We start from the raw sequence: 19053 nt of genomic DNA on the forward strand, positions 1-19053 counted from the left end.
ACGCTCGCCTTCATCGTTGAGATTCTAGGTAGCGCTCGACAAGTCCCTTAGGCAGGCGCCCCCGTTCGCTAGCACCGAGTCCCTGGCTTTTCGCCCAAGCGCGAACGTCGCGAGGATCAACTGCCCGCTCCTGGATACGAGGGCTGCTCGACTTCCGGTCGTGTCGTATTGACCGAGAGCTGGGGGGAGCAGCCGGCTCGTCTATCGTAGTCGCTGTCTCGCTAAGCACGGCCGCAGCAGCGAACGCAAGTCTCGCCGAGACATTGTCGGGCGATCTCGCCGCGGAGAAGCTCCCGTTGCCCTTCTTGGAAACGGCGCCGATTAGTGGCGATGCCAGAAGATGGAGCGCTTCGGTGATCTCCGCTTCCTCCACCTCCGGCCTGGTACTCATCATCAGAAGCCATACTTCGCGGGGTGTAAAGCTCCCGCCGCTCTTGGCCACGTGTCCGCTGTTGTTCGCGGAGCTCCAGAGGAGATGCGCTACCTCGCGCAAGACGTCATATTGATGTGCAACTGTTGTCCAGGCGGCCTCGAGTTCGTCTTCACCGTCACGCTGTAGAAGCCGAGCGGCATCAGCAGGCTTGAACGCTACTACGCTGTGCCGCATCACCCACCTTGCTAGCGTCGCGACCTCGATGAACAGTACATTCTGATCGTCGGCCCAGCCCGCTAGTCTCGCGTCGAAGGAGGACGCTATTACGGCAGTCTGATCTGCTCCGTGCCGCTTTCGATGTTCCTCGAGGGCGGGGAACTTGAGGTCGTCGAGCACCCCCGACGAGGTCGATTTTGCGTCGATGGCTACTCGACGAGTGGTGCCCGGCGCGAGCCAGCAATCGACGAGGACGTCAGTATTGCTCGGACCACCGATATGTCTGGCGGTGAACCCGAGAAACTGCATCGCTCGCTCGACTGCTTTCTCAAACCTGACGTAGTTGGCCGAATCAAGAGATGCTTCTTGTAGTTCGCGCGACAGCGCTCGAGCCTCAGTGGACCGCGCCGAGGTCCCGCTCTTGGGCTCGTCTTGATCCTGGTCGATACGAGCCTGGACACCTGGTTCTGATCCTGCACTCGATGGCTTCAGCATCGGCAGGCTGTCACCCAATGCGCGGCCCGCAGGCGTCAGCCGAACTTGATTCGACAACTCTTCCACGAGCCCAGCTGACTTGAGCAAACGAAGCCGTCGAGCGACTTCCTCTTGGGAGATCATCGGAAGATCGTAGCTTTGAGCGATGTGCCGTCTAATTTCCCCCGAGTTTCGCGAGGTGGTCTCTAGTACCTCCAGAATCTCCCCGACGAAGACAAAGTTTGCGTGGAAGATGCGGACGAGGTCGATCGGGTCTTCGGTTTCTAACCACTCCTGGGCGATATCCGTGGCACAGAAATGGTTCGGACCCACTTGCTCAACGAGTCCGGCTGCCCGCAGCGTGCTCAGCGCCGTCCGCGCAGAAGATTCAGCGATCGAGAACTCCCGGCTGCAAATCTCCTCGAACGCTTCGCGCGAGACCTTCGTCTCCATGGTCGAGACTAGCTGGTGCAGAACACTTACAGTGTCCCCTCCGGGTATGTAACTCACGGCTCTGCTACGAGCCGTGAGCGCAGATTCGTCCAGCTCCTCTAGGAGCTGGCGGATATGCGGGCCAGCGGAGGGCCCAAGGGTCACGGCGCCGGAATCGTTATTCGACGCCAAGTCGAGAGGCGGTTCGATCTCAAGGATAGACAGTAAACTGTCAGAGGGCTCAAGAAGTACAAGCTCATTACTGGACCACAGTTCCATTGCACCAACAGCCCGGAACCAATTTGTTCGACGCCGTACTTGGTCTAGAGTCTTCCAGTCGATCCCGTATTGTTTCTTGGCTGCCTGACGGATGTCGTCGTGAGTCATTCGCTCTGAAAAGCAAGCGAGGAGCTCGCCAACGAACTTCACGTTCGCATGGAAGATGCGGATAAGAAGCGTGTCGTCATCTCCTTCGCGCCAGGCGCGCGCTACGGAGGTGAGCTCGAGTGGGCCTGACTGCGACGAGCGCGTAAAGAGTCCGGACCTGCCAAGGCCGCGCAGCGCTGCACGGAGTGTCGTCTGGCCAAGGCCTACGGCCCAAGTGAAGGCCTCATCGAGGTCATGCTGGGCATCTACAAGATCTATGACCTGCCTTAGCCGCGGCAGGCATTCCTCGGCTGACCCGGGCAGCCAAGGCATGGCTCCGGCACGGAGACGCCACGGCAACGGCTTGTGAGCGTCTGCGCCCGCATCCACCTTGACCACCTTCCTAGCCCAGCATGTGGGTAGGACCTACGTCAACGAAGTTCTGACATTTTGCAGGATTGTGTTCCATGTTGCCGCAGCGAGGCGCGAGCAGAAGCTTGGCCCGGAGTTGACTGCGATCCAGCCGCGGTTGCCGTTGGTCATCAAGCGAGCGCGGGATCGTGTGCGGCGATAGCGGACGCGGCCGGTGGCCTGGTCGACGCGGGGCTTCCAGGTCTGCTGCGTGCGTCGCTGGGCCTTGGCCCAACGGCGGGCGATGCGGCCGGCGCGGATGCCGTCCTCGGGGGAGACGTGGACGGTGCGGACGGCCCGCTGGAGGGTCCAGACGCCCCAGAAGCGGCCCGGCCCGGTTCCGGCGTCGGTCCACTCCGGTGGGACGTGGTGCTGGTATTCCTTCGAGGTCATGAGGCCGTGCTTGGTGAAGTAGGCCGCGACCCGGCGCGGGTCGGTGGCGCGCAGGCCGTCGGCGTAGTCCAGGGCGGTGCCAGCGCGTTCGTGGCGGCGGCGCTGCTCGGGGTCGGGGTGGTCGACGACGTCAGCCCACGCCGCCGACAACCACACCGCGAAGGTCTCGCCCGTGGTTAGAGCGCGACGGTGGGGCGGGGTGCAGAGCATGTGCACGTGCGGGGCCCCGCGGCGCTGGAACTCCAGCTTCCACACGCACGCCCACTCCTCACCCCACGCGCGGGCGTAACGCTTCCGCAGCGCCTTGAGGTGCCGCTTGAGCACCTGGCCGGTCGGGACGACGGTCAGCCAGTCGCCGGGGTAGGTCAGCGTCACCATCGCCGGGAGCCGGCCCGAGGCGTAGAGCGGGGTGTAGTCCAGCTCGCAGAGCCGGCGCACCATGTTCGCCCGCGACTTCCGCGACCACGAGGTGATCGCCGTCCGTGGCGTCGGCGGTTCAGGCCACTCGCCGGTGGCGATGTGCGCGGCCACCGCGGCGTCGACGTCCTTCACGTGCGCGGCCCGGGCCCGCTCGACGGTGCGCTCGCGGCGTGCCCAGTCCCGGCAGGCGACCGCGAACACGCCGGGTCCGACGGTCAGCTCCCACCGCGGTCCCTCAGCGAGCGTCCCGGGCTCCTCGCGGATCGCGGGGAGCATCGCGGCCGCCGCGTCGACGAGCTCGGGGGAGGGGAACGCCGGGGCCCACAGCCCCGCCACCGAGTCCGGGACCGACGTCTCGTCGAGGCCGTCAGGTTCGGTGTCTGCGGTATCGCTGGGCCCGCGGCCCGATATGGCACATAGAACAAGCCCAGACGGCCGGCCCTCGGCTGGCGCCGGGGCGGCGGCCGGGTCCGCCGCGACCGGCTTACGCCGGTCGCTCCTGTCTTCGACCCGCTGCGGCGTGCCGGCCACTCCTGCCCCGGCCGCCCACGACGACAGCGAAGAGGCGGGCGCAGGGGTGTACGAGCGCCATGGATCAGGCAGAGCAGGCAGCAACCGCCGCGACGACCGAACCGACGGCGACGAAAACGAGCGGGTCCGGGTGCTCGAGGTGGGGGAGTGGGACACGGCGAGGCCTCTCGGGGAGGCCGTCTCGCGGCGCGTGTGACCGGATGCGGACGCGCGGCATCGCCACAGGACCCAGAGGGGTTCTGCGGTGGGCGCGTCAGAAGGGCCGTCTCGCGGCCCTGGCAGTCAGAGCGTCGAGACGGCGGCGTACGGGATCAGCGGGCGGGAGAGCGCGAGCCTTCGGCGACCAGGCGCTCCGCCCTGGACCAGGACACCGACCTCAGGAGAGGTAGCCCCGGTGATCGGAAGGTCGGGAGTGCGGTGGTGGTCGGGACGGGGTCTCGCCCTCGTCGGCTCTTCCGGGGTCTGACAGCCCGCTCGCACCGCCGCAAGGGCCAGGATCAGCGAGCAGGCTGGCGGTGTGGACGAGGTGGCCCTTGCCCCGGCACGATCGACCTGTCCGGGGCGACCCCGCGCCGCCGAGGGAGAGACCCCGAGGCCGATCCGCGTGGCGTGGGTGCACTGCACCAGTCCTGCACCAGCGGGACGAGACCCGGGAGTGTCCGGCCTCGTCTGCTTCTGTCGTTCGCCCTGCTCAGGAGACTCACCTAGACGAGTTGTGGCGTGTTCCGGGCACCTGAAAAGCGATAGGTCGGCGGTTCGACCCCGCCCCTGGCCACCCTGCCCACCAGCGGAAACGCCTGGTGGGCTTCTTCATTTCGGTGGCTTCTGCACCAACCACCGCACCGATGCCGCATCGCAGGTGACGGGAGCAGACTGGACCGGTGGACACCGTCCTGACCGCGAGCGTCGTCTGCGGCATGTTCGGCGTCCTGGTGGTGCTCTTCCTGGCGGCGATCCTGCGTGTCCGCCGAGGTCGCGGAGCCGGCCGGGTGGTGGTTGAGCGCCTCGCCGAGATGGACGACTGGTTCAACCCCGGACGGCGGCGTCAGCTCGACCAGGAGCGCCTCGTCGCGACCGCCCGCCTCGACGCCCGGACCGGCGACGGCGACCCGCTCGACCGCTTCTCCGACGCGGCCGAGCTGCGCCGTCGTCGGGATACGTCCGACGGAGCTGGTCCTGGCGGTCGCGGCCGGCGGTCCTGACTCGAGGACGCCAGCGCGAGCCGGCCCCCTCGAGAGGTCAGCCAGCCCGTGCGGTCACGAGAGAGATCGAGATCGACCACCTGGGCTGCCTGACCATGGGCAACCGGCACCGAGCCGCTCCGCGCAGCCGCCTCCCTCTCACCCGCCGGAAGCCATGAACGCGTCGTAGGCCGCCTGGTCCTCGTGGATGAACCGGGCCTCGCGCACCTGACGCCCGTCGATCTCGAAGACGACCACCTGGGACGACGTGAACGTCCGGTCGCCGCGCACGCCCGTGACGTCGACCAGGGCGACCGCGCGGACGTCGTCGGCCAGGACGTCGCGCACCGCCAGGCGCAGCCCGCCGCCGGTCTGCTCGGCCATCCGGCGCCAGAACGTGAAGATCGCGTCGGGGCCGACGTGGGTCCCGGCGAGCGCCCCTCCGCCGGCGATGACCCAGCGGGTGTCCGGCCGGAGCGCCTTCGCGAGCGCGCGGCCGTCGCCCCGGTCCATCGCCGCGTAGAGCTCGCGGACGAAGACCTCGTTGGGGTGCGCCACGGCGGCAGCGTCGCGGGCGCCGCCCGGGTCGTCAACGACCCGTCGACGGGCGCCCGCCGACCGCTCGTCCCGTGTCCGGCGCCGGACGGCGAGGAGCTCGGGCGCTCGCCGCGACCGGACAGCGAGTGCGTAACGCCGTCACCCGATCGAGCGACGGTCCCCGAAACCGGCAGTGGAGTCGAAGGGGGGCCGGCGTGGAGTGGATCGTGGCGGTCGGGGCGTTCCTGGTCATCTCGGTGATGGTGATCGGCCTGCCGATGTACCTGGTGGCGACACGGTGGACGACGCGGTCGGAGCGTCTGGCCGCCGAGGCGCGCCGGCGGGCGTCCGCGTACCCGGCGCCGCCGGACCCGGCCGCGCGCAACGGCGCCGGGCGGCGCCGCAAGGTTCTCAGCGGCTGACGGTCAGCCCGTGACCAGCCGGACGCCGCCGGCGCCGTGGTCGCGGGCGTAGTCGAGCATCCGCGCGAGGTCGCTCACGCCGTTGCTCGCGGGCACCGGCGCGAACTGCAGCGTGGAGAGCACGCCCAGGGCGGTGCCGTCGGCCGAGAGGAAGGCGCTGCCCGAGTCGCCGGGGATGCCCGGGGTGGCGGTGAGGACGTCGTGGCTCCAGCCGCCGCCCCGGGTGGCGACGAGGGTGCCGATCTTCGGGCTCAGCAGCGTGACGCCGCCGCGCAGCTCGGAGTTGCCGTAGCTGCGCACGAGCTCGCCGGGCCGCGCGCCGTCGGCGTCGACGCCGGTCGGGCCGCCGAAGACCGGCACGGTGGCGGTGACGGTCGCCGCGTCGGCGGGGTCGAGGCGCACGAGGGCGAAGTCGTTGTAGGCGCAGGCGTCCGGGTCGGTCTCGCCGGCCTCCTGCATCGCGAGCCAGGAGTTGTAGGCGAGGGTGCCCGGGCGGCTCGCGCCGGCGATCTCCACGGGCGTGCCGAGGGGCAGCGAGCCCGCGGTGCAGCCGTCGACCTGGTCCGCGCCCCCGGTGCCGGAGCAGTGCGCGGCCTGTCCGAGGTAGGTGTCGTCGCCGTCGGTGAAGACGAAGTTCGAGGTGCACTGCCCGCCGTCGGTGCGGGTCTGCACGCCCGGCTGGACGCCCGGGGCGGTGGGCACCGGCTCGTCACCCGGAGCGGCGTCCGCGGGCACGACGGCGAGCCAGGCTCCCGCCGCCACGGCGGCACCCGTCACCAGGGCGGCCAGGGTGCGGCGGGCCGAGCGTCGTGCAGGCATGTGGTCTCCCCGGGGCGTCCGTCGCGTCCACGAGGACCAACGCCGTCACCCACGACCGGGTGACGCACGAACGGGCGGCCGGCGGAGAAGGGCTCAGCGCGACTGCAGCGCCGCCCAGGTGGTCGCCGCGGAGACCCCGCCGTCGGCGGCGAGCGTCTGGCCGTTGACCCAGCGGCTCTCGTTCGACATCAGGAACGCGACCACCGACGCGATCTCCGCCGCCTCCGCGTCCCGGCCCGCCGCGGTGCGCTGGCGCGCGAGACGCCGCGGGTCGGTGGAGCGCTCGACCTCGGGCAGCGACGGCGTCCGCACGGTGCCGGGGGCGACGGCGTTCATCCGCACGCCGTCCGCCCAGGTCAGCGTCGACGAGGCCGTCGTGTAGGCGAGGACGGCCTCCTTCGAGACCTCGTAGATCGGCCGGTCGGGACGCTGCTCCCGGCACCAGCGCAGGCCCTCCGAGAACGTGGGGGTGGCGAGCAGGGGGCGCAGCTCCGCGAGGTGTGCCACCCAGTGACGCCCCTCGGACGACGACACGTTGACCACCGAGCCGCCGCGACGGATGCGTCCCACCAGGCGCTCGGTGAGGTGGCGCATGCCGAGGAAGTTCACCGACAGCACGGTCTCGACCGGGGCCGTTCCGGGGACGCCGGCCACGTTGGCGAGCGCGTCGACCTGGCCGTCGAGGCGGTCGACGGCGGTGTCGATCGACGACGGGTCCGCGAGGTCGCAGGGGATGTGCGAGACCTCGCGGTCGGGGGGATCGCGGCGGTCGAGCCCGACGACGGACACCCCGTGGCGCCCCAGGAACTGGGCGAGCGCGCGTCCCACCCCCGAGGAGGCGCCGGTGACGAGGAAGACCGTGCTCATGACGGCACGGTAGCGGCGTGTCCGCGTCACCCCGTCGGGGCAGTCCCCGCTCGACCTCCTGCCCCACCGGCTGCGGCACGCCGTGATCCACCCGTCGCTCCTGGTGTCGATCTTCGGCCGTCGGGGTGCAGTTCCTTGGCTTCGGGCGGGTGGGATGTGACGGTCGGTACGCAAGTGACGGTCACGGGATCGGAGCGCGCGATGTCGCAGCACCTCGAGGTCGGAGCGCAGCCCTGACCCCCCGGCGTCCCCGCCGGAACCCGAGTCCGGGGCGTGGTGGGGCGGCCCACGCCCCGGGCCGGCCCGGCCGGGGAGCAGTGTCACCGGGCGCCGAGCGATCCGACTGCCCGAGCGGCGTCGCACACGGCACCATGGAGGCCGTGCAGCTCCTCCTCGTCGACGCCTTCACGTCCTCGCCCTTCACCGGCAACCCGGCCGGCGTGTGTCTCACCGACGCCGACGACGCCGCGTGGATGCAGGCGGTGGCCGCCGAGGTGAACGTGTCCGAGACGGCGTTCGTCGACCTCTCGACCCTGGCGACGACGGGCGAGGTGGGCCTGCGCTGGTTCACCCCGACCGTCGAGGTGGAGATCTGCGGCCACGCGACGCTGGCGAGCGCGCACGTCCTGTTCGAGCAGGGCCTCGCCGAGTCGCCGATCGCGTTCCGCACCGCGTCCGGCGTGCTGCGGGCCGAGGCGCTGCCGGGCGGCGGCATCCAGCTCGACTTCCCCGTGGACGAGCCGATCTCCGCGCTGCCGGACAGTCACCTGGCCGACGAGTTCGCCGACGCGCTGGGCGCCGCGATCGTCGAGATCGCCCGCTGCCGCTACGACGTGCTCGTCGAGATCCCCTCGGCGGCGGAGGTGCGCGACCTCGAGCCGGACCTCTCGGTGCTGCGGGCGGCCAGCGGGCGGGGCGTCATCGTCACCGCCCGCGCCGAGGAGGACCCGACGCCGGGCGCGCCCGACTTCGTCTCCCGGTTCTTCGCCCCCGCCGTGGGGATCGACGAGGACCCGGTGACGGGCTCGGCGCACTGCTGCCTCGCGCCGTACTGGTCGTCGCGGCTCGGGCGGGACCGCCTGGTCGGCGCCCAGCTCTCCCCGCGCGGCGGCGAGGTCGGGGTCGAGCTCGCGGGCGAGCGCGTCCACCTGCGCGGCGACGCGGTCACCGTCAGCCGTGGCGAGCTGCTCGCCGAGGCGACGAAGATCTGACTCCTCACCGACGGTAGGCGCCTCGCCCCTCAGAGGTCTCTCACTGGCGTCACCCCCTGCCGTGTGTCACTCTCTGTGAGCGGTGTCGGCGAGCGTCGCCGACCGGGACAGCGGGAGTGGCAACCGTGTGGATCGTCGGCCTCGTCCTCGTCGCCCTCGGGGTGGCGGGCTTCCTGATGGCGCAGCGCACCCGCGCACGTCGGCACGCGATGATCGCGGCCGAGACCCAGCCGATCGCGGAGCTCGAGGAGCACCGGCGCACGCTGGCCGACCTCGGGACGGTCCGGGGCTTCCGCAAGGTCTGTGAGGTGGTCGGCGCGGCCCACCCGCACCCCGACGGCCCGCTGCGCGCGCCCCAGAGCGGCGTCGAGTGCGTGTGGTTCCGCCAGACGGTGGTCCACAAGTACAGCGAGCAGTACCGCGACTCCGATGGCGACTGGCGGCGCCGGGAGCAGAACGACACCGTCCTCGACGACACCTCGCGCCAGGGCTACGCGCTGGTCGACGACTCCGGGATCATCGGCGTCGACCCGAACGGCGCCGCCCCCGACCGCCCCGAGAAGGTCCACGAGAACTTCGTCCCCGGCGGCCAGGGTCCGAGTGGCGGCGGCTTCTTCCACGGCGGCAGCCAGTCCCTCGGCATGACCTACACGGAGTGGGTCATCCGCCCGGGCCAGCAGCTCTACATCCTGGGCGAGGTCCACGACCGCATCGGCCCGCTGGTGATCGGCAAGCCGGAGTCGTCCTCGGAGCCCTTCATCGTGTCCACGCGCTCCGAGGAGGAGCTCAAGGCCTCCGCCGCCGGCGCTCAGCGCTGGTGGGCGTGGGGCGGCTCGGCGGTCGCCGTCCTCGGGATCGTGCTCGTGGTCGTCGGGCTGCTGTGAGCGGAGCTCACAGGTCCCCGCCCTCGTCGAGGAGACGGTCGATCTCGCGGCGCAGCAGGCCCAGGCGGGCCTCGCGCACGAGCGGGATGTCGCGGCGACGCCTGCGCACGTCGGCGAGGTCGATGTCGACCGTGCAGGTCTCCTCGGCCTCGGCGCCCTCGCCGCACTCGCCGACGACCTCGCCCCAGGGGTCGACGATGTGGCTGCCGCCCCAGAACGTCAGGCCGCCCTCGACACCGACGCGGTTCACGAACACCACGAACAGCTGGTAGATGCGGCCGTAGAACGTGGTGATGTTGCGCCAGTACTCCTTGGAGTCGTAGCGCTCGGGCGACATCGACTGCGCCGAGTTGGCCGGGACGAGCAGGATGTGCGCGCCGTCCTGGGTGGACAGGAAGGCGACCTGGGGCTGCCAGGCGTCGTTGCAGATGAGCGTGGCCGCCCGGTGCCGCCCGCCCTTCACGCCGTACGCCCGCGAGTGCTGCCCGGGCAGGAAGTGCTTGCGCTCCTCGAACGTCGAGTAGGTCGGCAGGTAGAGCTTGCGGTGGGTGTGGACGAGCCGGCCGTCCTCGTAGTAGCCCGCGCTGTTGTAGGTGTGCAGGCCGTGGCCGCCGGCCTCGGGGAACCCGACGAGCACCCCGGCGCCGCCGGCGCGCTGGGAGATCCGCAGCAGCCGCGGGTCGTCCGGGGCCATCGAGAGGTCGTGCGGGACGTCGCCCACCTGGTAGCCCGAGAGCGCGAGCTCGGGGAACACCACGAGGTCCGAGCCGGCGTCGGCGGCCTCGGCGACCACGCGCTCGGTGCGCTTGATGTTGCCGTCGACGTCCCCGAGCGTGGCGTCGGTCTGGGCGAGCGTGATGCGCACGCGGGCTCCTCGGGATCGTCGCCGCACGCGGCGTGGGGGACGGGGACTCCACCCGGGCCCCCGGTCGCCTCAGCGCGACCGGCGTGCCCGTCGAGCGACGAGGACGATCAGACCGGTTCCGCCCAGCAGCGCCATTGCGGCTGCAGACCCGGCCAGCGCCACCGTGCGCGATCCGGAGTGTGCATCGCGGCCGTCGCTCAGGTCGACCCGGCCCGCCCCTGCGGGCGAGACCGACGCCGGACCGTCGCCGGTGAACTCGTCCGGACGGACGTCGGCGACCGCCGCGACGGGGTCGACGGTGCCCGCGCCCACCGCGTCGTCGTGGGCGCCGCCGGACGCGGGCGCGCCGCCGGGACGGTCGACCGACGCGGTGACGCGCGCCATCACCTGGCGGGCGTCGAGGCCCGGATAACGGGCGCGGACCAGCGCGACCACACCGCTGACGTACGGCGCCGCGAAGCTCGTGCCCTCGATCGGCACGCTGCGCTCGGCGCCGATCGGGGCGACGGTGTCGACCACCCCGGGGCCGGCCGGGTCGAGCGAGACGATCTCCGAGCCGGGCGCGGAGAGCGACACCCACGGGCCGCGCAGGCTCAGCGGCGACGGCAGGCCGTCGCGGCGCGTGTAGCCGACCGAGAGCACGTCGTCGCCGAACCACGCCGGCGCGACCACCTGGCCGCCCTGCCCGTCACCGCCCTGCCCGTCGCCGCCCTGGGTGCACGCTCCCGACCCCGCGTTGCCGGCCGCGGCCACGACGACGACGTCGGCGTCCACGGCGGCCCGCACCGCGGTGCGCAGGGGCGCGAGCGCAGGCCCCGCCGAGGCCGCGGGCACGCACGCCGCCTCGGAGACGTTGATGACGGTGGCGCCGAGGCGGGTCGCGCGCACGATCGCCTCGGCGAGGGTGTCGACGTTCCCGCCGCCCGTGCCGGTGGTGCCGTCCGGGTTCGTCGTGCTCACCGTCAGGCTCGACTGGCGGATCGAGAGGACGCGGGCGTCCGGGGCGACGCCGACGAAGCCCGTGGCCGGGTCGGGAGCCGCTGCGACGATGCCGGCGACGAGGGTGCCGTGACCGTCGCAGTCGAGCAGCCCGCCGTCGCGGCCCACGAAGTCGCCGCCGTCGACGAGGCGTCCCGCGAGCCGCGGGTGCGGGCTGACGCCCGTGTCGATCACCGCGACCGTCTGGCCCGCGCCGCGGGTGAAACGCCACGCGTCGGTGAACCGCAGACGCTGCTGGCTCCAGGGGGCGCCGGGGATGACGCCGCCGCCGGCCGAGCGCACGCACGGGACGCGGGACCGCACGCCGGGCAACGGGTGGGGCTCCGGATCGAGGGCGGCGAGCGCCCGCGCGTCGGGAGGCGGTGGGACCGGCGCGTCGACGGGGAGCACGGAGGCGGCACCGGCCGGGACGACGGCCGGGCCGAGCGCCACGAGGGCGGCCGCGACGAAGGCCACCGCGACGAGCGCCGCCGTCCCGCGCGCCACTCGACGGGCGATCTCCCCCACGCCGCGGATGGTAGGGCGCCCGGTCGGATCGCCGGGGCTGTTCGGCGGAAGCAGTACCCACCGTGGCTCCCGCCGGTGATCTACTGGATTCGTTCACCCGTTCGTCCTACTGTTCGAGCTTGTCGTCTCTCTGTGTAGCCAGCAGGCTGGCCGGCGAGGAAGGAGGACGATGACCGCGACGACGACGCACGAGCCCGGGCCGGCCGGCGGCGGCCCTGCCGCGCGGTGGTCCCCGGCACGTCTGGGCCACCACCGCTACCTGTGGTGGGCCGGCTCCGTGCTGCTCGCAGCCCTCGCCGTCGTGATCGCCGTCGGGTCCACCGACGCGCCGGAGGGGGGCATCACCGACGCCGGCGCCCTGACCGTCGTGGTCGCGGTGGGCCTCCTCGCACCGGTCCTGGTGTGGATGACGGGCGCCGAGCTCGTCGGCGCCCTCCGCCGCCGGGTCTCCGACGACGTCCGGGTCTACGGCACCGGGCAGGCCGTCCGGGGCGCCGCGCCCCCGCCGGACCCCGACGCCCCCTCCTGGCTCCGCCCGGCGGAGGACGTCCTCCTGCACGTCGAGGTCGACCACGTCCCGGACGCCGCACGGGTCGTCGAGCGCGCCGCCCACGGGCCGCCGGACGCCGTGGCGTTCTGCCTGTGGCTGTTCTGTGAGCTCGAGAACCACCAGGAACGCGTCCGCAGCTACGGCCGCGACGTCGGTGCCACGGCACCGGAGCCCGTCGCCGACACGTGGACGGGCCATGAGGAGCAGGAGAGGATCCCGTGACCGCCACCCTCGACCCGGTCCGCCCGGCCCACGGCGGCCCCGCGCCCCGCTGGTCGCCGCGACGCCTGGGGCACCACCGCTACCTCTGGTGGGCGGGCGCGCTGCTGCTCGCCGGCGTCGCGGCCGCGATCGCGGTGACCCTCGACCCCTCGCCCGAGCCGGGGATCGCCGACGACGGCGCGGTCAACGTCCTCACCGCGGTGATCGTCCTCGTCCCGATCCTCGTGTGGGGCCTGGTCCACCAGCTCGTCTCGGCGATCCGCCGGCGCGCGCGCGACGACGTCCGGACCTACGGGACGGGCCAGCCGGTGCGCGTCCGCCGCCCGGGGCCGCAGGACGCAGGCCGGCCCGGCGACACCGTGCGCTACGTCGTCGACGTCGACCACGTCCCGGGCGCGGTGACGGTCAACGACCGCCAGGACCGCGGCGGCCCGTCCGCCTTCCTCGACGACGGCGAGCGCCGCCTGCGCCTGCGGGCCCGCACGGGACAGATGACCGCGAGCGGCGCGAGCGGGCCGGTGTTCGTCGCGCGCCGCTTCGGCCCGGCCGGGCAGCGTCGCTGGGAGATCGCGGTCGAGGGCCGCCGCCTGGACCTCGAGGTCCGCGGCACCCATCCCGTGCCGCGGCGCACCCTCGTCGACGACGAGGGGGAGGCCTGGCTGGTGCGCCTCGGCCCGTGCCGTCGGGGCCGCGTCCACCCGCAGGCCCGCGTGCCCGAGCGCCTCTCGCCCGCCGCGGCGGCGTTCGTCGTGTGGGTGTGCGCGGAGCTCGACGCGAAGATCCGCGCGGCGCGGGACGCACCGCTGACGCGGGGCAGCGGGGACGACGGCGGGGACCCGACGTGGTGGGACACCGGGAGCTCCGGTGACTCCTCGGGCTCGGGCGACTCCGGAGGGTCGAGCAGCAGCAGCGACTAGGCCGGAGTGACCTTCTCGATCGATCGAGAAGGGCCGTCGAGGGCCTACGCTCGGAGACGTGCCAGCCCGCCCGGTGATCCTGACCGTGGACGACGACCCCGGGGTCTCCCGCGCCGTCGCCCGCGACCTACGACGTGAGTACGGCGAGCACCACCGCATCGTGCGCGCCGAGTCCGGCCCCTCGGCGCTCGACGCCCTCAAGGAGATCGCGCTGCGGGGTGAGCAGGTCGCGGTGATCCTCGCCGACCAGCGCATGCCGCGGATGTCGGGCGTCGAGTTCCTCGAGCAGGCCATGGATCTGTTCCCGCGGGCGCGACGCGTGCTCCTCACCGCCTACGCGGACACCGAGGCGGCGATCACCGCGATCAACGTCGTCGACCTCGACCACTACCTGCTCAAGCCGTGGGACCCGCCGGAGGAGAAGCTCTACCCGGTGGTCGACAGCCTGCTCGCGGCGTGGCGCGACACCCCGGACCGGCCGTCGGCCCCCGTGCGCATCGTCGGGCACCGCTGGTCGTCGCGCTCCTACGAGCTGCGCGACCTCGTCGCCCGCAACCAGCTCTCCTACGACTTCCTGCGCGCCGACGAGCCCGAGGGCGCCCGCCTGCTCGAGGCGGCCGGCGCGGATCCCGACCAGCTGCCCGTCGTCATCACCGAGGACGGGACGGCGCTGATCCAGCCGACCGACGCCCAGGTCGTCGAGTCCGCGGGCCTCGCCACCACCGCGTCCGAGGCGGTCTACGACCTCGTCGTGGTGGGCGGCGGCCCGGGCGGCCTCGGCGCGAGCGTGTACGGCGGCTCCGAGGGGCTGCGCACGGTGCTCGTCGAGTCGCGGGCGACGGGCGGGCAGGCCGGCACCTCGAGCCGTATCGAGAACTACCTCGGCTTCCCGAACGGCGTCTCGGGCGACCAGCTGACGACGCGGGCGCGCCTGCAGGCCGAGAAGTTCGGCACCGAGGTGCTCACCACCCGCACCGTCACCTCGCTGGAGCCGCGCGGACGGGCCCGCGTGATCACGTTCGACGACGGTTCGGAGATCACCGCGCACTCCGTCGTCCTGGCCACCGGCGTCTCGTACCGGATGCTCGACTGTCCGGGGCTCGAGGAGCACACGGGGCAGGGCGTGTTCTACGGCGCCGCCGCCACCGAGGCCGCCTCGTGCGCCGCCCAGGACGTCTACATCGTCGGCGGCGCGAACTCGGCGGGCCAGGCGGCGATGAACTTCTCCCGGCACGCGAGCCGGGTGATCATGCTCGTGCGCGGTCCCTCGCTCACGGCGTCCATGTCGCACTACCTGATCGCGCAGATCGAGGCGAACCCCCTGATCGAGGTCCGCACCTGCACCGAGGTGGTCGGCGCGGCCGGCACCGAGCACCTCGAGAAGCTGACGTTGCGTGACAGGAACTCCGGCGCCGAGGAGACGGTCGAGGCCTCCTGGCTGTTCGTCTTCATCGGCGCCGCCCCGCGTACCGACTGGCTGGACGGCGTCGTGGCCCGCGACGGACGCGGTTTCGTCCTCACGGGGCCCGACCTGCCCGGGGGCCCGAACGGCCGGCGTCCCGCGGGATGGGAAATGGAGCGGGATCCGTTCCACCTTGAGACGTCCGTGCCCGGGGTCTTCGCCGTCGGCGACGTCCGGGCCGAGTCGGTCAAGCGCGTCGCGTCCGCGGTCGGTGAGGGCGCGATGGCCGTGAGTCTGGTGCACCGATGGTTGGAGAACCGATGACTGAGCTTTCCGAAGCCCGCTCCGCGGGCTCCGCGGGCTCCGCGGGTGGGACCGAGCAGATCCCCGAGAAGCTCACCCGCGACGAGCTGCGGGAGCTCTTCCTGTTCGAGAAGCTCGACGACGCCCAGCTCGACTGGCTCGCGCACCACGGGGACGTCGTCACGGCCTCCGCCGGCGAGACCGTCTGCCGCGAGGGCGATCCCGCCGCCTGCTTCTGGGTGCTGCTCTCCGGCGAGATGGCGATGCTGCAGACGGTGCGCGGCGACGAGGTCGAGACCACGCGCACGAGCCAGCGCGGCACCTACGGCGGCTCGACCCAGGCCTACATCCCGAACGCCGAGCAGACCTACATGCACTCGCTGCGGGCGACGCAGGACGCGACGTTCCTCGCGCTGCCCGCCACCGAGTGGGCCGCGGCGCTGCGCGAGTGGTTCCCGCTGCCGATCCACCTGCTCGAGGGCCTCGTCGTCGGCATGCGCCGCACGTCGACGATCACCAGCGAGCGCGAGCGGCTGCTCGCCCTCGGCTCGCTGTCCGCCGGCCTCACCCACGAGCTCAACAACCCCGCGGCCGCGGCCCAGCGCGCCACCGAGTCGCTGCGCAGCCGGGTCGCCGGCATGCGGCACAAGCTCGGGATGCTGGCGTGCGGCAAGCTCGACGGCGGGACGATCGCCCAGCTCGTCGACCTGCAGGAGGACGCCGTCAGCCGGGCCGAGACCGCCCCGGACCTCTCGGTGATGGAGGCCTCGGACGCCGAGGACGAGCTCGGCGACTGGCTCGACCAGCGCGGCGTCGCCGGCGCCTGGGACCTCGCGCCGGTCCTGGTCGCGGGCGGACTGGACGCCGAGTGGCTCGACAAGGTCGAGCGCGCGGTGCCCGAGGGGTCGATCGAGGCCGCGGTCCGCTGGATCGCCTACGCCGTCGAGACCGAGACGCTGATGGGCGAGATCACCGACGCCACCGGGCGCATCGCCAACCTCGTGGGGGCCGCGCGCCAGTACTCCCAGCTCGACCGCGCGCCGTTCGACGAGGTCGACCTGCGGGTGCTGCTCAAGTCGACGCTGATGATGATGAGCCGCAAGCTCGAGGGCCTCCAGCTGGTCAAGGAGCTCGACCCCGACCTGCCGAAGATCCCGGCGTACGCGGCCGAGCTCAACCAGGTGTGGACCAACATCATCGACAACGCCGTCGGCGCCATGAGGTCGACCGGTGATGGATCGGGGACGTTGACGATCCGCACGCGCCGCGACGGCCGCAACGCCGTCGTCGAGATCTCCGACACCGGACCGGGCATCCCCGAGGACGTGCGCCCGCGCATCTTCGAGCCGTTCTTCACCACCAAGGACGTCGGCGAGGGCACAGGGCTGGGCCTGGACATCTCCTGGCGCATCGTCGTGAAGAAGCACCACGGCGACATCCGCGTCCACACCGGTCCGGGCGGGACGACGTTCGAGGTCTGTCTGCCGATCGACGGTCCGGCCCGCGAGACGACGCCGGGCGACGCGCTCGAGGACGCCTGAGCACCAGGTCAGTGGGTGGCGGCGCCGGTGAGCCCGGACGCCAGGCGGCGGCTCACCACGGGCAGACGGGCCGCCCTCAGGACGATCCGCCGTAGCCAGAGGTCCCGGCGGTGGCGCGGGACGAACGTGCCGGCGGCACGGCGCCCCGAGGCCTGCACGGGCTCGACGACGGCACGCCACGTCCGCTCGTGCTCCGCCAGCGCGGCGTCCAGGTCCTCGTGCGCGGCGACCTGGTCGACCAGCGCCATCGCCCCCGCGATCGCCAGCGACGCGCCCTGCCCGGCCAGCAGCGAGACCGCGTGCGCGGCGTCGCCCGCCAGCAGCACCCGGCCGTGGACCCAGCGCGGCACGATCGACTGCGCCACGACGTCGAGGTAGGGCGCGGCGGGTACGCGGTCGGCCACCGCCGCCGCCCACGCCCCGTGCCGGCCCAGTTCGTCGACGACCGCGCGCCGGGGGTCGTCGGGGAGCCGGCTGCCGCCTCGGCGGATCACGAAGACGGACACCATGCCCCGGTCGGGCTCGGGGCGCTGCTCGCGGCCGTCGAGGTCGAGCGCGAACAGGCCCACCTGCCCGCCGACCACGTCGGTCAGGAGCACCTCGTCACCCAACCGGGCCGCCAGCTCCGGATGGGAGCAGGTGAACGCCGCGGTCTGGAACCCCAGCGGGCGCAGCAGATCCGCCTCGTCGCCGACCACGAGCCGTCGCACGCCCGAGTGCAGGCCGTCCGCGGCGACGACGAGGTCGCCGGTGAGGGTGCTCCCGTCGTCCAGCGTGACCCCGGCCGGGCTGCGGGGCGCCGCGCGCTGCTCGACCGCCGTCACGGTGCGTCCGTAGCGCACCTCGACCGTCGGCGGGAGCGACTCCCGCAGGGCCTCCTCGATCTCCGGGCGCAGGACGGAGAAGTAGCGGCCGCCGGTCACGCCGGCGAGACTCGCCAGGGGGAGCCGGCCGGTCGTGTGCCCGTCCCGGTCGACGTAGCGCGCCGCGGTGTAGATCCGGCCGCGGCGGCGCAGGGCGGGCATCACCCCGAGGCGCTCGGCGGCGGCCCAGCCCGGGCCGAAGAAGTCGATCATGTAGCCGCCTCGCCGGGGTCCGGGTGCGGCCTCGACCATCGTGACCTGCCAGCCCAGACCGGCCAGCCCCGTCGCCGTGGCGAGCCCCGAGATGCCCGCTCCACTGATCACTGCGTGCACGGTGGTGCCTCCGTCGTCGTGAGCATCCGGAGCAACGCGTCGACGCCGCGGTCCAGGGGCAGCTGAGGGTCGAGGGCGCGGTGCAGCGCGATCCCGTCGAGGACCGCGGTGAGCAGGGCGGCCGACTCCCCGGCGGTGCCGCTCGGCACGCCCCGCGAGACCAGCCACCCGGTGAGGCCCGTCCGGAACTCCGCCACGACCCGACGGAGGGCACCGGCGAGCGCGGGGTCGCGCGAGGCCGCGAGGTAGGTCTCGGAGGCGAGGAGGTGCAGCGGTTCGGTGGGGTCGAGGTGCGCCACCGACTCCAGCAGGAGCGTGAGGCCCGCGCGCAGATCGGACGTGGCCTCCAGCGCGGCGAGGCCCTCGTCGGCCCACACCGCGACGCGGCCGGTGGCGGCCTCGGCGAGCAGTTCCTGCTGGGAGGCGAAGTGGTAGTGCACCAGGCCGGGCAGCACGCCCGCCCGCTCCGCGACCGCCCTCGTGCTGACCCGGCCCCAGCCCAGCTCGCCGATCAGGTCGGCGGCGGCGTCGAGCACCGCACCACGGGTGGTCCGGCCGCGTTCGCTGTGCACCCCCCGAGGAGTACCACTGACTTGGACGATTGCCCAATTCGGTGGGTGGGCGCGTCGTCGGGCGGGTGTGCGTCGGGGTGTGCCTGCTCCTCCGTGCTGGGACACGGGCAGGGGCGCGCGGGGCCGGAGGCCGGAAGGGGGGCGCCCCCCGGTCACCGTGGGGCAGCACGGCGACCGGGGGACGCGAGACCCCGTGCGGCCGGGCGCGGTCGGTCGCACGGGGGTCCGGGTCGTCCCGAGGGACGGCGCGGGGTGGTCGGAAGACGCGTCGACGACCCTGTTCACGGTGGGACGACGGCGGCCGTGGAGACCGTGCGACGACTTCGGCGCGAACAACGGCGACAACGGCATCTATCCAACGACCGAAGTCGCCCGAGCGATACGCACTCTCGCCGCCCAGTGCGCGATTCGCGCCGGGTGGTCCTCCGGTTCACCGGACCGG

General features: G+C 72.7%; 17 protein-coding genes. 8 read left to right on the plus strand and 9 right to left on the minus strand.

The genetic code is table 11. From position 1 onward, the window contains the following. Positions 1 to 10 precede the first annotated feature (10 nt). Both OG774_RS23505 and OG774_RS23510 read right to left on the minus strand, forming a co-directional pair. Complete coding sequence (locus tag OG774_RS23505) at positions 11 to 2260, minus strand: Lsr2 family DNA-binding protein (RefSeq protein ID WP_328304796.1); 2250 nt, start codon at positions 2258 to 2260, stop codon at positions 11 to 13. Positions 2261 to 2287: 27 nt separating this feature from the next. Then, on the minus strand, positions 2288 to 3421 hold the full coding sequence (locus tag OG774_RS23510) for a rolling circle replication-associated protein (protein ID WP_328304797.1): 1134 nt from the start codon (positions 3419 to 3421) through the stop codon (positions 2288 to 2290). A gap of 1076 nt (positions 3422 to 4497) precedes the next feature. Between OG774_RS23510 and OG774_RS23515 the strand changes: the two genes are divergently transcribed. Beyond that, a complete protein-coding gene (locus OG774_RS23515; RefSeq protein ID WP_328304798.1) occupies positions 4498 to 4818 on the plus strand; it encodes a hypothetical protein in 321 nt (106 codons plus the stop codon). 138 nt (positions 4819 to 4956) lie between these two features. Here OG774_RS23515 and OG774_RS23520 read toward each other — a convergent pair whose 3' ends face one another. Then, on the minus strand, positions 4957 to 5355 hold the full coding sequence (locus OG774_RS23520; RefSeq protein WP_328304799.1) for a nuclear transport factor 2 family protein: 399 nt from the start codon (positions 5353 to 5355) through the stop codon (positions 4957 to 4959). Between the two features lie 194 nt (positions 5356 to 5549). Here OG774_RS23520 and OG774_RS23525 point away from each other — a divergent pair, with 194 nt between their 5' ends. Beyond that, positions 5550 to 5756 carry a hypothetical protein gene (locus tag OG774_RS23525; protein ID WP_328304800.1) on the plus strand — a complete coding sequence of 69 codons (207 nt, stop codon included), beginning with the start codon at positions 5550 to 5552 and terminating at the stop codon, positions 5754 to 5756. Between the two features lie 3 nt (positions 5757 to 5759). On the opposite strand, the gene OG774_RS23530 is transcribed toward OG774_RS23525, so the two are convergent. Together OG774_RS23530 and OG774_RS23535 are read right to left on the minus strand one after the other, a co-directional pair. Continuing rightward, positions 5760 to 6575, minus strand: a complete 816-nt coding sequence (locus tag OG774_RS23530) for a serine protease (protein ID WP_328304801.1) — start codon at positions 6573 to 6575, stop codon at positions 5760 to 5762. Between the two features lie 93 nt (positions 6576 to 6668). Continuing rightward, a complete protein-coding gene (locus tag OG774_RS23535; RefSeq protein WP_328304802.1) occupies positions 6669 to 7442 on the minus strand; it encodes a coniferyl-alcohol dehydrogenase in 774 nt (257 codons plus the stop codon). 371 nt (positions 7443 to 7813) lie between these two features. Here OG774_RS23535 and OG774_RS23540 point away from each other — a divergent pair, with 371 nt between their 5' ends. Both OG774_RS23540 and OG774_RS23545 read left to right on the plus strand, forming a co-directional pair. Then, positions 7814 to 8653, plus strand: a complete 840-nt coding sequence (locus OG774_RS23540; RefSeq protein ID WP_328304803.1) for a PhzF family phenazine biosynthesis protein — start codon at positions 7814 to 7816, stop codon at positions 8651 to 8653. A 125-nt stretch (positions 8654 to 8778) separates the two neighbouring features. Beyond that, positions 8779 to 9537, plus strand: a complete 759-nt coding sequence (locus tag OG774_RS23545; protein WP_328304804.1) for a GIDE domain-containing protein — start codon at positions 8779 to 8781, stop codon at positions 9535 to 9537. Between the two features lie 7 nt (positions 9538 to 9544). Here OG774_RS23545 and OG774_RS23550 read toward each other — a convergent pair whose 3' ends face one another. Continuing rightward, positions 9545 to 10402, minus strand: coding sequence for a nitrilase-related carbon-nitrogen hydrolase (locus tag OG774_RS23550; protein WP_274194539.1), 858 nt, complete (start codon positions 10400 to 10402; stop codon positions 9545 to 9547). Positions 10403 to 10471: 69 nt separating this feature from the next. Beyond that, complete coding sequence (gene mycP / locus OG774_RS23555) at positions 10472 to 11908, minus strand: type VII secretion-associated serine protease mycosin (protein ID WP_328304805.1); 1437 nt, start codon at positions 11906 to 11908, stop codon at positions 10472 to 10474. Positions 11909 to 12077: 169 nt separating this feature from the next. Here mycP and OG774_RS23560 point away from each other — a divergent pair, with 169 nt between their 5' ends. The 4 genes from OG774_RS23560 to OG774_RS23575 are packed head-to-tail and all read left to right on the plus strand — an operon-like array spanning position 12078 to position 16843. Next, the gene (locus OG774_RS23560) at positions 12078 to 12680 is read left to right on the plus strand and encodes a hypothetical protein (protein WP_328304806.1); all 603 of its coding nucleotides are present in this window, start codon (positions 12078 to 12080) and stop codon (positions 12678 to 12680) included. Further along, positions 12677 to 13597: a hypothetical protein gene (locus OG774_RS23565; RefSeq protein WP_328304807.1), complete on the plus strand. Its 921-nt coding sequence runs from the start codon at positions 12677 to 12679 to the stop codon at positions 13595 to 13597. The genes OG774_RS23560 and OG774_RS23565 overlap by 4 nt, the downstream gene beginning before the upstream one ends. 58 nt (positions 13598 to 13655) lie before the next feature. Continuing rightward, the gene (locus tag OG774_RS23570; protein ID WP_328304808.1) at positions 13656 to 15323 is read left to right on the plus strand and encodes an FAD-dependent oxidoreductase; all 1668 of its coding nucleotides are present in this window, start codon (positions 13656 to 13658) and stop codon (positions 15321 to 15323) included. Further along, the gene (locus tag OG774_RS23575; protein WP_328304809.1) at positions 15320 to 16843 is read left to right on the plus strand and encodes an ATP-binding protein; all 1524 of its coding nucleotides are present in this window, start codon (positions 15320 to 15322) and stop codon (positions 16841 to 16843) included. Before OG774_RS23570 ends, OG774_RS23575 begins: the two co-directional genes overlap by 4 nt. 8 nt (positions 16844 to 16851) lie before the next feature. On the opposite strand, the gene OG774_RS23580 is transcribed toward OG774_RS23575, so the two are convergent. After that, on the minus strand, positions 16852 to 18030 hold the full coding sequence (locus OG774_RS23580) for an FAD-dependent monooxygenase (RefSeq protein ID WP_328304810.1): 1179 nt from the start codon (positions 18028 to 18030) through the stop codon (positions 16852 to 16854). Further along, the gene (locus OG774_RS23585) at positions 18027 to 18611 is read right to left on the minus strand and encodes a TetR/AcrR family transcriptional regulator (protein ID WP_328304811.1); all 585 of its coding nucleotides are present in this window, start codon (positions 18609 to 18611) and stop codon (positions 18027 to 18029) included. The genes OG774_RS23580 and OG774_RS23585 overlap by 4 nt, the downstream gene beginning before the upstream one ends. Between the last annotated feature and the right edge of the window lie 442 nt (positions 18612 to 19053).

Origin of the sequence: Actinomycetospora sp. NBC_00405 (genome assembly GCF_036044095.1) — a bacterium.
Classification (GTDB): domain Bacteria; phylum Actinomycetota; class Actinomycetes; order Mycobacteriales; family Pseudonocardiaceae; genus Actinomycetospora; species Actinomycetospora callitridis.